This window comes from Rhizobacter sp., from assembly GCF_035702065.1.
Taxonomy (GTDB): Bacteria; Pseudomonadota; Gammaproteobacteria; order Burkholderiales; family Burkholderiaceae_C; genus Rhizobacter.
This window is the reverse complement of the sequence record NZ_DASSRA010000027.1, coordinates 1-12,995: the sequence shown is the minus strand read 5'-3', so window position 1 is coordinate 12,995 and position 12,995 is coordinate 1. Positions and strand designations below refer to the sequence as shown.

Here is a 12,995-nt window from a genome sequence, read left to right as displayed (position 1 = left end):
GTCGCGCGAGGAGAAGCTCGCCGGCTCGCAGGCGCTGATCCTCTACGGCTTCGCCATCCTGGCGGTGTTCCTGTGCCTGGCGGCGCTGTACGAGAGCTGGTCGATCCCGCTCGCGGTGATGCTGGTGGTTCCGCTGGGCGTGCTGGGGGTGATCCTCGGCGTGACGCTGCGCGGCTTCACCAACGACGTGTACTTCCAGGTGGGCCTGATCACCATCATCGGCCTGTCGGCGAAGAACGCGATCCTGATCATCGAGTTCGCCAAGGACCTGCAAGCGCAGGGCCGCAGCGCGATCGAGGCGGCGCTGGAGGCGGCCCACATCCGCTTCCGCCCGATCCTGATGACCTCGCTGGCCTTCATCCTGGGCACGCTGCCGCTGATGCTCGCCTCGGGCGCCGGCTCGTCGAGCCAGCGCGTGCTGGGCACCGGCGTGATCGGCGGCATGCTGACCTCGGTGGGGCTTGCGGTGTTCTTCGTGCCGGTGTTCTTCGTGGTGGTGCGCAGGTTCTTCAAGGGCAGCGAACGCCAACGCAAGATGTACGCGCATGAAACCGACGAGCTGCCAGCACCGGCTGCTGCGTCCGCCCCGTCTGACAAGGGAGTCCATTGATGTTGCGCCCTGAATCCTTCCGCCCGGCGCTGGGTGCGCTGGTTGCCGCGATGACGCTCGCCGGCTGCTCCTTCATCCCGACCTACGAGCGCCCCGCCGCCCCGGTGGCCCCGGCCTTCGCCGAGCCGGCCGCCAGCGGCGTGGCGCCAGCCTCGACGCTCAGTGGCGCGGCCGCCGACACCATCGAGTGGCAGCGCTTCTTCGTTGACCCGCGGCTCAAGCGCCTGATCGAGATCGCGCTCGCCAACAACCGCGACCTGCGCGTCGCCGCACTCAACATCGAGAACCTGCGCGCGCAGTACCAGATCCGCCGCGCCGACATCCTGCCCACGGTGAACGTGGCCGCCACCGGCCAGCGCCAGACCACGGCCGCCGACACCATCAGCAGCCAGTACGCGGTGGGCCTGGCTGTCACGGCCTGGGAGCTCGACCTGTGGGGCCGCGTGCGCAGCCTGAGCGAAGCGGCGCTGGCCCAGTACTACGGCAGCGAAGAGGCGCGCAAGGCCACGCAGATCAGCCTGGTGGCAGCGGTCGCCTCCACCTACATCACCATGCTCGCTGACGACGAGCAGCTCAAGGTCACGCGGCAGACGCTGGCCACGCGCGAAGACTCCTTCAAGCTGACCCAGCTCAAGTTCGACAACGGCGTGGCCTCGTCGCTCGACCTGCACCAGGCCGAGTCGCTGCTCGAAGGCGCCAAGGCGGCGCTGGCGCAGCAGGTGCGGCTGCGCGCGCAGGACGAGAACGCGCTGGTGCTGCTGCTGGGGCAGGCCCCGCCGGCCGACCTGCCGGCCGGGTTGTCGATGTACGAGCAGGCGCTGCAGACCGACCTGCCGCCGGGCGTGCCCTCCGAGGTGCTGGCGCGCCGGCCCGACGTGCGCAACGCCGAGCAGCAGCTGATCGCGGCCAACGCCAACATCGGTGCGGCGCGCGCGAACTTCTTCCCGCGCATCAGCCTGACCGGCAGCGCCGGCACGGTGAGCAACGAGCTGTCGGGCCTGTTTCAGAGCGGCAGCTTCGGCTGGAGCTTCGCGCCGCAGGTCACGCTGCCGATCTTCGACAGCGGCCGCAACTTCGCCACGCTGGACGTCGCCAAGGTGAACCGCGAGATCGCGGTGGCGCAGTACGAGAAGTCGATCCAGACCGCGTTCCGCGAGGTCTCGGACGCGCTCGCTGGCCGCGCCACGCTGACCGAGCAGAGCCGCGCCCAGGTGGCCCAGGCCGCGGCCGAGCAGAAGCGCTTCGACCTGACCGACCTGCGCTACCGCAACGGTGCCTCGAGCTACTTCGAGGTGCTGGAAGCACAGCGCGCGCTGTTCACCGCGCAGCAGGCGGCCGTGCTGACGCAGGCCGCGCAGGTGCAGAACCAGATCGCGCTGTACAAGGTGCTGGGCGGCGGCTGGACCGAGCCGCCGGCGACGCAGAACTGACCGGGCGGCAGGGGCGGACCGTCAGAAGACGTTCTGGCAGGTCTGCACCCGCGCCTTGGGCGGGATCGCCAGCAGGCGGTTGAGCTCGGGGTTGTAGATCGCCTTGTAGTCGTCGCTGTTGCGCACGGCGGCGAGGTCGAGCTTGTGCTGCTGGCGCAGGCGCTCCAGCATCTCGGTGCCGGTCTTGGCACTCTTGGGGTCGACCGGGGTGCAGGCGGCCACCATGGCGTCGATGCCGCCGATGGTCTGCTCCATGGGCGTGGCCACCGCAACACAGGGTGCGGCGAGCAGCAGGCAGCGCGCAACCGCACCGATCAGGTTGTTGTGCAGGGAACTCATGCGGGAGCCGTCATTGAACCTCAAATGATGGGCCCAAGTGCCGCGCAAGGACATCACCAATTCAGGGAGTTCCTTCACGAACTGCGGCCAGCACCACCTGGTTGCGCCCGCCTGCCTTGGCCTGGTAGAGCGCCCGGTCGGCGCGGCGGATCAGCAGGTCTTCGGCCTCGCCCTCGCCAGGCACCCCCACCGCCACGCCGAAGCTCGCGGTGACCACCCCGAAGGGCGACAAGCCATGCGGGTGCCCCAGGGACCGCAGCTCGTGGCACAGGGCCTGTGCCATGGCCACGGCGCTGGGCTCGTCGGCGGCCGGCGCGATGAGCGCGAACTCCTCGCCGCCATAGCGCGCCACCAGGTCGCCGGCGCGTCGCGCGCTGGCCGACAGGACGCGGGCGATGGCACGCAGGCAGTCGTCGCCCGCCTGGTGGCCGTAGTGGTCGTTGTACGACTTGAACAGGTCCACATCGAGCAGCACCAGCGCCAGCGGCTGGCCGCTGCGCCGCGCGTGGCTCCACTCGGTGGCCAGCACCTCGTCGAAGCGGCGCCGGTTGGCGATGCCGGTGAGGCCGTCGGTCGCACTCAGTGCGCCCAGTTGGCTGTTGGACTCCTCGAGCTTCTGCGTGCGCTCGCGCACCTTGTCCTCGAGGCTGCGCGTGAGCGCCCGCTGCTCGCCGAACAGCATGGCGAAGCCCATGCCCACGATGCTGAGCGTGAGGATGAACTCCTGCGTGCGCAGGATCAGCTCGTGCGGCGAGCCGTTGCCGAAGGGCTTGTGCCCGGTGGTCTGCGCCCAGGCCGTGGCCAGCGAGATCAGCGCCACGGCGAGCACCGTCCAGCGCACGCCGAAGCGCACCGCCATGTAGAGCACCGAGGGCAGCAGCAGGTTGGGCGTGAGCGCGATGCCGCCCCATCGCTCGGCCTGGCCAGAGAGGATCAGGCCGCCCAGCGCCAGCGTGGCCAGCACCACAGCGCCGTCCTGCCAGCGCCACGCGATCGGCTCGGGCCCGGGCTGCAGGAAGGCGAGCAACAGCGGCGTGTAGATCAAGAGCCCCAGCGCATCACCGAACCACCACAGCAGCACCAGCGTCGGGTACGAGGCGCTGACACCGGGCAGCGTGAGCAGCACCAGGGAGGCCAGCAGCGCGGCGCACAGTGCGCCCAGCAGCGGGCCGGCGATGAGGAACTTGCCGATGTCCTGCAGCCGCTCCAGCGCCGGCGACGCACCGAGCCGGCGCAGCAGCAGGAAGGCGATGGTCACCTCGGCCAGGTTGGCCAGGCTCACGAGCACGGCCTGCACGGGCGGGAACACCGGCAGGTTGGCGACCACGTCGGAGCTGTAGGTCAGCGCCGCCATCAGCCAGGCACGACGGCCGCGGTAGTGCAGCAGGGCCGCCAGCAGCACCGCGTTGGGCAGCCACACCACCACCTCGTTCTCGGGCGAGAACGCACACAGGAAGGTGAGCTTGACGCTGGCGAAATGCAGCAAGGGCAGCAGCAGGTAGACCCGCCAGTTCGGCTGATCCCCCGTGTTCCCGAAGACGCCCTCTCGCAGCCCCGTCATGGCGGCAGCATACGGCAGGCGTTCAGCGCGCGCCGCCGCCCAGCGTGCCTGGTGGCGCTTCGCGCAGCGCTGCGACGAGCGCATGCAGGCGCTCGCGCTGAACCGGGCTCAGCCCCTGGTGCTGCAACAGTTCGACAAACCAGCGGGCGCGCTGCGCCACCGGGTCTTGCGTTTGCGCGGCGCGGCCTTCGAGGGCTTCTTTCAGCTCGCGCAGCTTCAGCTCGCGCCGCGCCGCCTGCTGCTCGGCGCTGGCCGGCAGGTTGAAGGCGGCTTCCAGGCGCAGCAGCAGGTCGTCGCACGGGGCCGTGGCGGCGGGCGCCGGAGCGTGCGACCAGCGCAGGGCCAAAGGCTTCTCCCAGGCCACCGGCAGCGTGGGCTGGGCCGCCCAGCGTTCGGCCAGGTCGCTGCCCGGCGTGGCCTCGCTCTCCTCGCACAGCGCGAGCTTGGCGGCCAAGGCGTCGCACTGCGCCTGCCAGCGCTTCTTCGCGCTGTGGGCCACCGCCTGCGCGACGGCCTCGTGCGCTGCGCGAAAGCGCGTGTCGATGGACGCCACCGCGGCGCGCGGCACCTCCAGCGGCGTGCGCCAGGCGTGCTCGGCTTCGCGCAGGGCGCGCTGCAGATCGGCCACCGGCGTGGCGTCGAGGTCGATCTCGGACAGGCGCGTGATCAGCGCCTCGCGCGCAGCGAGGTTGGCGGCCAGCTCGGCGTCTCGCGCGCTGGAGGCGGCTTCGCGCTGCGCGAACACGGCGTCGGTGGCGGCCTTGAAGCGCGCCCACAGCGCGCCTTCGGCCGCGCGCGCCAGTGGCAGCGTGCGCGCGTGCTGCTGCCACTCGGCCTGCAGCTCGCGCACGCGCGGCACGGCGTCGCGTGCGGGCGACTGCGCCAGGGCTTCGGCGCGAGCGATGAGCTGCTCGCGCTCGGCCTCGGCGCTGCGGCGGGCCGCGTCGAGCGGCTCCTCGATGCGCGCCAGGCTCGCGCGCATGCGCTCCTGCAAGGCGTTGCGCGACGCGGAAGGCACGGTGTGCTCCAGCGGCCCCAGCTGCCGCCACGCGAGCTGGAAGTGGGTGAGCGCGCGCAGCGGCTCTTTCCAGTCGGGTGTTTCGCCGACGGGCACGGCGTCCAGCGCATCGAGCAGGGCCTGTCGGGCCTGCAGGTTCTCTTCGCGCTGCGCCTTCAGCACGGCCTGCTGCGCGGCCACCGGCTCGTGCGCGATGTGCAGGGCCGCATCGAAGCGGTGCCACAGCGCCTGGTTGGACGGCGCACCGGTGCGGTCGATCTCCTTCCAGCGCGCACGCAACGACTGGATGGCCTCGGCATGCGCCTTGAGGCGCAGCTTGGGCGCCCTGGCCTCGGGGTCGGCCGCGGCGCGCGTGGCCTGCGCCAGAGCCTCGGCCTCGTCGACCAGGCTGTCGAGCGCACGCGCGCCACCCCACTGCTGCCAGCCCTTGAGCCGTGCGCGCTCGGCCTGCAGCGCGTGCAGGCGGGCGCGGCGCTTGTCGCCCAGGGGCGCGCCGTGCAAGGCGTCGATGGCCGCGTCGATGGCCTGCAGGTGCTGCTGCACGGCGGCGAGCTGGCCTTCGGCCACGGCGGCCTCGGCCTGCGTGAAGAGATGGTCGAGCTGCTGCTTCTGCTCGGCGCTCAAGGCCTTGGGCGCAGCCGGTGGCAGCGGCTCGGGAGCCGGCGGCGGGCTGGGAGGCTGCGCGGCGGCGAGTGCAGCCAGGCGCTCGCGTTCCGCCGCGTCGGCCTCGGCCTGCGCCTGGAGGGCTTCGGCCAGCAGGCGCTGCTGCTCCTGCCGCTGGCGCTGTTCTGCTTCGCCCTGCTCGCGCAAGCGCGTGTTGAGCTGCTCACGCAGTTCGGTGAAGCGCGCGGCCTGCGCGGGCTCGACCCATGCCGCATCGATGGCTTGCCAGTCGCGGTCGATCGCCACCAGGCGGTTGGCGGGCAGCGGCGTCTCCTTCAGCACCAAGGCGGCCGCGTCGATCACCGCTTGCGCGGCGGCACGCGCCTCGCGCTGCGCCACGGCGGCCACATGGCGGCGCTTGGCGGCACGGTGCACGCGGCTGTCTTGCGTGCGCAGCTCGCGCTCGGCCTGCTTGAGTGCGTCTTCAGCCACCAGGGCCTCGATGGCATCGAGCCGGATCTGCAGCACGGGCGCGTCCTTCGCGATCAGCAGCAGCGCGGCGTCGTCGCCCAGCGCGGCCTGCAGGCGCGGCGCCCAGAGGGCCTGTGCGTCTTCGCTGGCCTTGGCCTTCGCCGGTGCTGCGGGCTCGGGCGCGGCAGGCACTTCGGCATCGTCACGTTTCTTGGAGAACCAGCTCAGCATGGGGTGTGCTCAGAGAAGTCTTGGGAGCCCGCGGGCGACGCAGTGTAGGGGGCGCCTCGCAAGCTAAAGTATTTGTAGCAAAGCAGCCCACGCGATCCGACATGGCCTCACCCAAGATAGGCGCTCCCGCCCGCGGCTCCAAGACCGGCCGCCCCCTCATGGTGGCGCTCGACCTGCTCGGCCGCCGTGCGGCGCTGCGCATCTTCTGGGAGCTGCGTGACGGCGAGCAGCTCACCTTCCGCGCGCTGCAAGACGCTTGCGACACCAACCCCAGCCTGCTCAACACGCGACTGAAGGAGCTGCGCGGCGTGGGCCTGGTGGAACACAGCGAAGGCGGCTACCACCTCACGACCGAAGGCCGCAAGCTGATGGCCGCATTGATGCCGCTGGCGGCCTGGGCCGAAGGCTGGACCGGCAAGTAGCTCAGCGCCCGCTCAACGGTCGAAAAGCGTATCGAGCGAGCGGAAGCCCTTGACCTCGATCGGGTTGCCCGAGGGGTCGCGGAAGAACATCGTCCACTGCTCGCCCGGCTGGCCCTCGAAGCGCACCTGTGGCGCCATCACGAAGGCCAGTTGCGCCGCCTGCAGGCGGTTCGCCAGCGCCTGCCAGTCGGGCAGCTCCAGCACCACGCCCAGGTGCGGCATGGGCACCAGGTGCTTGCCGACGTGGCCGGTGTCGCTGGTGGCGAAGGGCTCGCCGAGGTGCAGCGAGATCTGGTGGCCGAAGAAGTCGAAGTCGACCCAGGTGTCGGTGCTGCGGCCTTCGCGGCAACCGAGCAGGCCGCCGTAGAAGCGGCGCGCCTCGTCGAGGTCGTGCACGTGAAAGGCGAGGTGGAAGATGCTGCGCATGGTGACCATGGTACGAAACATGGCCGCAACGAATGAAGCACGCCACCGCCGGGCCGACATCGCCCTGATACGCGGGCTGGCCATCCTGGAGGCTCTTGCGCAGCGGCCGACACCGGCCCCGCCACACAGCTTCTGGATGGACCCGATGAACCACGAACCTTTTGCCTATGGCCGCCTCTCCGCCCGCACCCAAGGTGCCGGCGACCTGGTGGTCTGCCTTCATTCCAGCGCCGGCACCCACGCGCAGTGGCAGGCGCTGTCGCAGACGATGTCGACACGCTGGCAGGTGCTGTCGCCCGACCTCTACGGCCACGGCCGCAGCCCGGCCTGGCCGCAGGCGGCGATGAACACCCTGCACGTGGACGCACACGCCGTCACCGCCCTCATGGAAGCCGCCAGCCCGCACCTCGATCAGCGCGGCGTGCACCTGGTGGGCCACTCCTACGGCGCTGCGGTGGCCATGCAGATCGCCCTGCGTCACCCCAAGCGCGTGCGCTCGCTGACGCTGTACGAGCCGGTGGCCTTCGGCGCGTTGCGCGAGATGGCCCCGCGCGACCCGGCGCTGACCGAGATCACCGAGCTGGCCTACGCGGTGCGCTCGCTGATCCGCCGCGGAGAACACGACGAAGCCGCCTCGCGCTTCGTCACCTACTGGGGCGGCGAGGCCGCCTGGGATGGCATGAGCGCCAGCCAGCGCAGCGCCGTGGCCCAGCGCATGCCCAACGTGCCGCGACACTTCGACGCCCTCTTCGGCGCCGCCTGGAACCGCGATGCACTGGCGCGCCTGAGCATGCCCATCCTGCTGATGCACGGCACGCACACCCGCGCGCCGGCCCGCCGCATCGCCGAGTTGCTGGCCCATGCGCTGCCGCACGCGCAGCGCTGCCCGCTCGACGGCGCCGGGCACCTGGGCCCGATCACGCACGCCGAAACGGTGTCGCAGTGGATGGCCACCTACCTCGACCCCACGCTGGCCACCGGCCTGAGCCGGGTGCCCATGGCGGCTTGAATGGCGGCTTGACCGCCTGACCGGGCAAGCCCGGTAGGCGCGCGGGGAGACCGCTGCCTACACTGGGCTGCATGACCCCCTCCACCCTCGCCACGGCCGACGGCCTCACCCTCCACCTCCAAGAGTGGCCCCTCACAGACGCCCATGGCACCGTGCTGATCGTGCACGGCCTGGGCGAGCACATCGGCCGCTACGCGCACGTGGCCGCACAGCTCAACGGCTGGGGCTGGCGCGTCGTGGGCTACGACCACCGTGGCCACGGCCGCAGCCAGGGCGCCAAGGGGCGGCTCCGTGCGGCGGACGACCTGCTGGTGGATCTCGCCACCGTCATCGACAAGCTGCGTCAGCAGCACAGCGGCCCGCTGGTGCTGCTGGGCCACAGCATGGGCGGATTGATCGCGGCGCGCTTCGTGGCCGGAGGGCTGGCCACGCAGCCAGCCACCTGGCACCGCAGCGTGGATGCGCTGGTGCTGTCGTCGCCGGCCCTGGCGGCCGACACCAACGCCGTGCAGAAGCTGTTGCTGCTCACGCTGGGCACGCTGGCGCCCAACCTGGCGGTGAACAACGGCCTCAAGCCGGAATGGATTTCGCGCGCGGCCCCGGTCGTTGCCGCCTACACGGCCGACCCGCTGGTGCACGACCGCATCAGCCCGCGGCTGGCGCGCTTCATCCTGGACGGTGGTGATGCGGTGCGTGCCCTCGCCGGGCAATGGAAGCTGCCCACGTTGCTGATGTTCGCCGGCAGCGACCGCTGCGTGGCGCCGCGCGGCAGCCGCGAGTTCGCCGCGGGCGCACCGAAGTCGGTGGTCACCAGCCGGGAGTTCGGCCCGCTGTATCACGAGATCTTCAACGAGCCGGAGCAGGCCGAAGTGTTCGAGGTGCTGGGCACCTGGATGCAGGGGCAGCGGGCGAGCAGCGCCTGACCAGGCCGCTTAAAATCGCACGCTCATCTTTTTTTAACTCCCGCGAGATCACCATGATTCAACACGACAAGCTGTACATCGGCGGCCAATGGGTCGCGAGCCTGGGCAAGGAAGCGCCGGGCGCCGTGATCTCGCCCGCCACCGGCGACGCCATTGCCAGCGTGGTGCGCGGCAATGCCGACGACGTGAACCGCGCCGTGGCCGCTGCCAAGGCCGCCTTCGAGCCCTGGGCCGCGCTGACGCCGAGCCAGCGCGGCGCGTTCCTGATGAAGATCCACGAAGGCCTGAAGGCGCGTGCGGCCGACATCGCCAAGACCATCAGCTCCGAGATGGGCATGCCGCTGAAGCAGTCGCTGCCGATCCAGGCCGGCTCGCCAATCGCCGTGTTCAAGTACTACGCCAAGCTCGTGGAGAGCTTCCACTGGGAAGAGCAGGCCGGCCACTCGACCATCGTGCGCGAACCTGTCGGCGTGGTCGCCGCGATCACACCGTGGAACTACCCGCTGCACCAGATCGGCGCCAAGGTCGCTGCCGCGCTGGCCGCCGGCTGCACCGTGGTATTGAAGCCGGCCGACGTGACGCCGCTCAACGCCTTCATCCTGGCCGAGGTGATCCACGAGGTCGGCCTGCCGGCTGGCGTGTTCAACCTCGTCACCGGACGCGGCACCATCGTCGGCGAGGCCATGGTCGTGCACCCGGACGTGGACATGGTGTCCTTCACCGGCTCCACCGGCGCTGGCCGCCGCATCTCGGCCCAGGCCTCGGCCACCATCAAGCGCGTGGCGCTGGAGCTGGGCGGCAAGTCGGCCTCCGTGATCCTGGAAGACGCCGACCTTGCCGCGGCCGTCAAGGGCTCGGTGCAGGCCTGCTTCCTGAACGCCGGCCAGACCTGCACCGCGCACACCCGCATGGTCGTGCCCGAGAGCAAGTACGCCGAGGTGGCCAAGATCGCGGTGGCCGTGACCGCCGCCTACAAGGTGGGCGACCCCTTCGACGAAACCACGGTGATGGGCCCGGTGGCTTCGAAGGCGCAGCAGGACACGGTGCAGGAGTACATCCAGATCGGCCTCGACGAAGGCGCCGAGCTGCTGACCGGCGGCCTGGGTGCGCCGGCTGGCCTGGAGAACAAGGGCTTCTACGTGAAGCCCACCGTGTTCGGCCGCGTGAAGCCCGACTCGCGCCTGGCGCAGGAAGAGGTGTTCGGCCCGGTGCTGTCCATCCTCACCTACAAGGACGAAGCGGAGGCCATCGCCATCGCCAACAACAGCATCTACGGCCTGTCGGGCGGCGTGTGGGCGGCGACGGACGAACGCGCGAAAGAAGTGGCGAAGAAGATCCGCACCGGCATGGTCGACATCAACGGCGGCGGCTTCAACATGCAGGCGCCGTTCGGCGGCTACAAGCAGTCGGGCAATGGCCGCGAGTTCGGCAAGTGGGGCTTGGAGGACTTCACGGAAGTGAAGTCGCTGCAGTTCCGCCGCAGCTGATCGCGGGCATACCGCACGACACCGGGAGGGCTTGCCGCGAGGCAAGCCCTTTTTGCTTGTCTACACTGTTCGCTCCCCACGAAGGAGACCCCATGAACGCACGCGACCCGCTGCTGCCCATCCAGCCCGACGAAACGACCGCCATCGCGGCGTACGCCAACAAGACCTGGGACGAAGAGATCGTCCCCGCCCTCACCCGCTACATCGCCATCCCGGCCAAGAGCCCGATGTTCGATGCCGATTGGCAGACGCACGGGTACATCGACCAGGTGGTGCGCGACGCCGCCAGCTGGGTCGAAGGCAAGAAGGTCGCGGGCTTGAAGCTCGAAGTGATCCGCCTGCCCGGCCGCACGCCGGTGATCTATTTCGAGGTGCCGGCCACGAAAGCGGGCAGCACCGACACCATCTGCCTCTACGGCCACCTCGACAAGCAGCCCGAGTTCAACGGCTGGCGCAACGACCTCGGGCCCTGGACGCCCAAGTACGAGAACGGCCTGCTCTACGGCCGCGGCGGCGCCGACGACGGCTACGCGGTCTATGCCTCGCTCACCGCCATCCTCGCGCTCGACCGGCAAGGCATCCCTCGCCCGCGCTGCGTGGGCCTGATCGAGAGCTGCGAGGAGAGCGGCTCCTTCGACCTGCCGGCCTACATCGATGCACTCAAGGCCCGCCTGGGCCAGGTGGGCCTCGTCGTGTGCCTGGACAGCGGCGCCGGCAACTACGACCAGCTCTGGCTGACCACCAGCCTGCGCGGCAACGTGACCGGCACGCTCAAGGTGGAGATCCTCACCGAGGGCATCCACTCGGGCGACTCGAGCGGCCTGGTGCCATCGAGCTTCCGCATCATGCGGCAGGTGCTGGACCGACTCGAAGACAGCAACACCGGCGAGCTGCTGCCGCAGGTCTTCCACTGCGAGATCCCGTCCGACCGGCAAGCCCAGGCGCGCGCCACCGCGCAGATCCTCGGCGACGAAGCCTGGAAGCGCTTCCCCTGGGCCTGCGGCGCCGACGGCGGCCCCACGCTGCCCACCACCACCGACCCCTACCAGTCGCTGATCAACCGCACCTGGAAGCCCACGCTGAGCGTGACCGGCGTCGATGGCTTCCCTGCGCTCAAGGACGCCGGCAACGTCCTGCGCCCCTACACCGCCTTCAAGCTGAGCCTGCGCCTGCCGCCGTTGGTGGACGCCGGCGAGGCCGCGCAAAAGCTCAAGGCCGTGCTCGAGGACAACGCGCCCTACAACGCCAAGGTCACCTTCCATGCCGACGGGCGCGCCGATGCGATGGGCGCCAGCGGCTGGAATGCACCCAGCCTCACGCACTGGATGGACGACGCGCTCAACGCCGCCTCGCAGGCCCACTACGGCGCGCCCTGCGGCTACATCGGCCAGGGCGGCACCATCCCGCTGATGGGCATGCTGCAAAAGAGCTTCCCCGCTGCGCAGATGATGGTCTGCGGCGTGCTCGGCCCCAAGAGCAACGCCCACGGGCCGAACGAGTTCCTGCACGTGCCCTACGGCAAGAAGCTGACCGCGGCCGTGGCTCAAGTCATGGCGGCCTGCCCTTGAGGCAGCGCGCGGCGGGCCTGCTGAGCGCGCTGGCGCTGTGCGGTGCGCATGCCCAGGTGCCGAGTGCCGAGGCACTCACGCCGCGCGTTGCCGCGCTGCAGCCCAAGATGCTGGCCTGGCGTCGCGACATCCACCAGCACCCCGAGCTGTCCGGCCAGGAGGTGCGTACCGCCCGCGTCGTGGCCGACCACTTGCGACGCCTCGGCCTGTCGGTGCAGACCGGCGTCGGCGGCCACGGCGTGGTGGGCGTGCTGCGCGGCGGCCTGCCGGGCAAGGTGGTGGCGCTGCGCGCCGACATGGACGCCCTGCCCGTGGCCGAGGCCACCGGCCTGCCCTTCGCCTCCACCACCCGCGCGCCCTACAACGGCCAGGACACGCCGGTGATGCACGCCTGCGGACACGACGGCCATGTCGCCATGCTGATGGGCGTGGCCGAGCTGCTGGCCGGCATGCGCGCGCAGATCCCCGGCACGGTGAAGTTCATCTTCCAGCCCGCCGAAGAGGGCCTGTCCGAGGAAGCGGCCGCCAAGGGCGGCGACTGGGGCGCGCGCGCGATGGTGGCCCAGGGCGCCTTCCTCAACCCGCGCGTCGACGCGGTGTTCGGGCTTCACCTCTCACCCAACCTGCCCTCCGGCTGGCTGGGCTACCGCAGCGGGCCGATGATGGCCGGCGCCGACACGGTGCACATCGCCATCAGCGGCGAGCAGACACACGGTGCGGCGCCGTGGACCGGCGTGGACCCGATCGTCGCCGCGGCGCAGGTGGTGACGGGCCTGCAGGGCATCGTCAGCCGCCAGCTCGACATCACGCAAGAGCCTGCGGTGCTGACCATCGCCGCCATCCACGGCGGCCACCGCGAGAACATCGTGCCCGACAAGGTGGAGATGCTGGGCACGC

General features: G+C 70.7%; 12 protein-coding genes. 8 read left to right on the top strand and 4 right to left on the bottom strand.

What is annotated here, in order from left to right; translation table 11 throughout:
- Positions 1–610: efflux RND transporter permease subunit (locus tag VFL64_RS01240; RefSeq protein WP_489538556.1), on the top strand; the 610-nt coding region annotated here is incomplete at its 5' end.
- Positions 610–2,040 (top strand): efflux transporter outer membrane subunit, encoded by a 1,431-nt coding sequence (locus VFL64_RS01235; protein WP_489538555.1) that lies wholly within the window; start codon positions 610–612, stop codon positions 2,038–2,040. The genes VFL64_RS01240 and VFL64_RS01235, both read left to right, overlap by 1 nt.
- Before the next feature lie 21 nt (positions 2,041–2,061).
- Here the strand turns inward: VFL64_RS01235 and VFL64_RS01230 are convergent, their stop codons facing one another.
- From VFL64_RS01230 to VFL64_RS01220, 3 genes are all read right to left on the bottom strand, one after another.
- A complete protein-coding gene (locus VFL64_RS01230; RefSeq protein WP_489538554.1) occupies positions 2,062–2,379 on the bottom strand; it encodes a hypothetical protein in 318 nt (105 codons plus the stop codon).
- 61 nt (positions 2,380–2,440) lie between these two features.
- Positions 2,441–3,940, bottom strand: a complete 1,500-nt coding sequence (locus tag VFL64_RS01225; protein WP_489538553.1) for a sensor domain-containing diguanylate cyclase — start codon at positions 3,938–3,940, stop codon at positions 2,441–2,443.
- A gap of 22 nt (positions 3,941–3,962) precedes the next feature.
- Positions 3,963–6,263: a DUF349 domain-containing protein gene (locus VFL64_RS01220; RefSeq protein ID WP_489538552.1), complete on the bottom strand. Its 2,301-nt coding sequence runs from the start codon at positions 6,261–6,263 to the stop codon at positions 3,963–3,965.
- Positions 6,264–6,364: 101 nt separating this feature from the next.
- Between VFL64_RS01220 and VFL64_RS01215 the strand changes: the two genes are divergently transcribed.
- Positions 6,365–6,685: a winged helix-turn-helix transcriptional regulator gene (locus VFL64_RS01215; protein WP_489538551.1), complete on the top strand. Its 321-nt coding sequence runs from the start codon at positions 6,365–6,367 to the stop codon at positions 6,683–6,685.
- Positions 6,686–6,697: 12 nt separating this feature from the next.
- Here the strand turns inward: VFL64_RS01215 and VFL64_RS01210 are convergent, their stop codons facing one another.
- Positions 6,698–7,111 (bottom strand): VOC family protein, encoded by a 414-nt coding sequence (locus VFL64_RS01210; protein WP_489538557.1) that lies wholly within the window; start codon positions 7,109–7,111, stop codon positions 6,698–6,700.
- A 19-nt stretch (positions 7,112–7,130) separates the two neighbouring features.
- Between VFL64_RS01210 and VFL64_RS01205 the strand changes: the two genes are divergently transcribed.
- The 5 genes from VFL64_RS01205 to VFL64_RS01185 form a co-directional block, all read left to right on the top strand.
- Positions 7,131–8,120: an alpha/beta fold hydrolase gene (locus tag VFL64_RS01205; protein WP_489538550.1), complete on the top strand. Its 990-nt coding sequence runs from the start codon at positions 7,131–7,133 to the stop codon at positions 8,118–8,120.
- 71 nt (positions 8,121–8,191) lie between these two features.
- Positions 8,192–9,043 (top strand): alpha/beta hydrolase, encoded by an 852-nt coding sequence (locus tag VFL64_RS01200; RefSeq protein ID WP_489538549.1) that lies wholly within the window; start codon positions 8,192–8,194, stop codon positions 9,041–9,043.
- Between the two features lie 53 nt (positions 9,044–9,096).
- Positions 9,097–10,530, top strand: coding sequence for an aldehyde dehydrogenase family protein (locus VFL64_RS01195; protein WP_489538548.1), 1,434 nt, complete (start codon positions 9,097–9,099; stop codon positions 10,528–10,530).
- Positions 10,531–10,622: 92 nt separating this feature from the next.
- Positions 10,623–12,098, top strand: coding sequence for a M20 family metallopeptidase (locus VFL64_RS01190; protein ID WP_489538547.1), 1,476 nt, complete (start codon positions 10,623–10,625; stop codon positions 12,096–12,098).
- Positions 12,095–12,995: amidohydrolase (locus tag VFL64_RS01185; RefSeq protein ID WP_489538546.1), on the top strand; the 901-nt coding region annotated here is incomplete at its 3' end. The genes VFL64_RS01190 and VFL64_RS01185, both read left to right, overlap by 4 nt.

Bases quoted from the DNA above. Each gene is read 5' to 3' on its own strand.
- VFL64_RS01235 (WP_489538555.1), top strand. From the start codon at position 610: ATGTTGCGCCCTGAATCCTTCCGCCCGGCGCTGGGTGCGCTGGTTGCC.
- VFL64_RS01230 (WP_489538554.1), bottom strand. From the start codon at position 2,379: ATGAGTTCCCTGCACAACAACCTGATCGGTGCGGTTGCGCGCTGCCTG.
- VFL64_RS01225 (WP_489538553.1), bottom strand. From the start codon at position 3,940: ATGACGGGGCTGCGAGAGGGCGTCTTCGGGAACACGGGGGATCAGCCG.
- VFL64_RS01220 (WP_489538552.1), bottom strand. From the start codon at position 6,263: ATGCTGAGCTGGTTCTCCAAGAAACGTGACGATGCCGAAGTGCCTGCC.
- VFL64_RS01215 (WP_489538551.1), top strand. From the start codon at position 6,365: ATGGCCTCACCCAAGATAGGCGCTCCCGCCCGCGGCTCCAAGACCGGC.
- VFL64_RS01210 (WP_489538557.1), bottom strand. From the start codon at position 7,111: ATGCGCAGCATCTTCCACCTCGCCTTTCACGTGCACGACCTCGACGAG.
- VFL64_RS01205 (WP_489538550.1), top strand. From the start codon at position 7,131: ATGGCCGCAACGAATGAAGCACGCCACCGCCGGGCCGACATCGCCCTG.
- VFL64_RS01200 (WP_489538549.1), top strand. From the start codon at position 8,192: ATGACCCCCTCCACCCTCGCCACGGCCGACGGCCTCACCCTCCACCTC.
- VFL64_RS01195 (WP_489538548.1), top strand. From the start codon at position 9,097: ATGATTCAACACGACAAGCTGTACATCGGCGGCCAATGGGTCGCGAGC.
- VFL64_RS01190 (WP_489538547.1), top strand. From the start codon at position 10,623: ATGAACGCACGCGACCCGCTGCTGCCCATCCAGCCCGACGAAACGACC.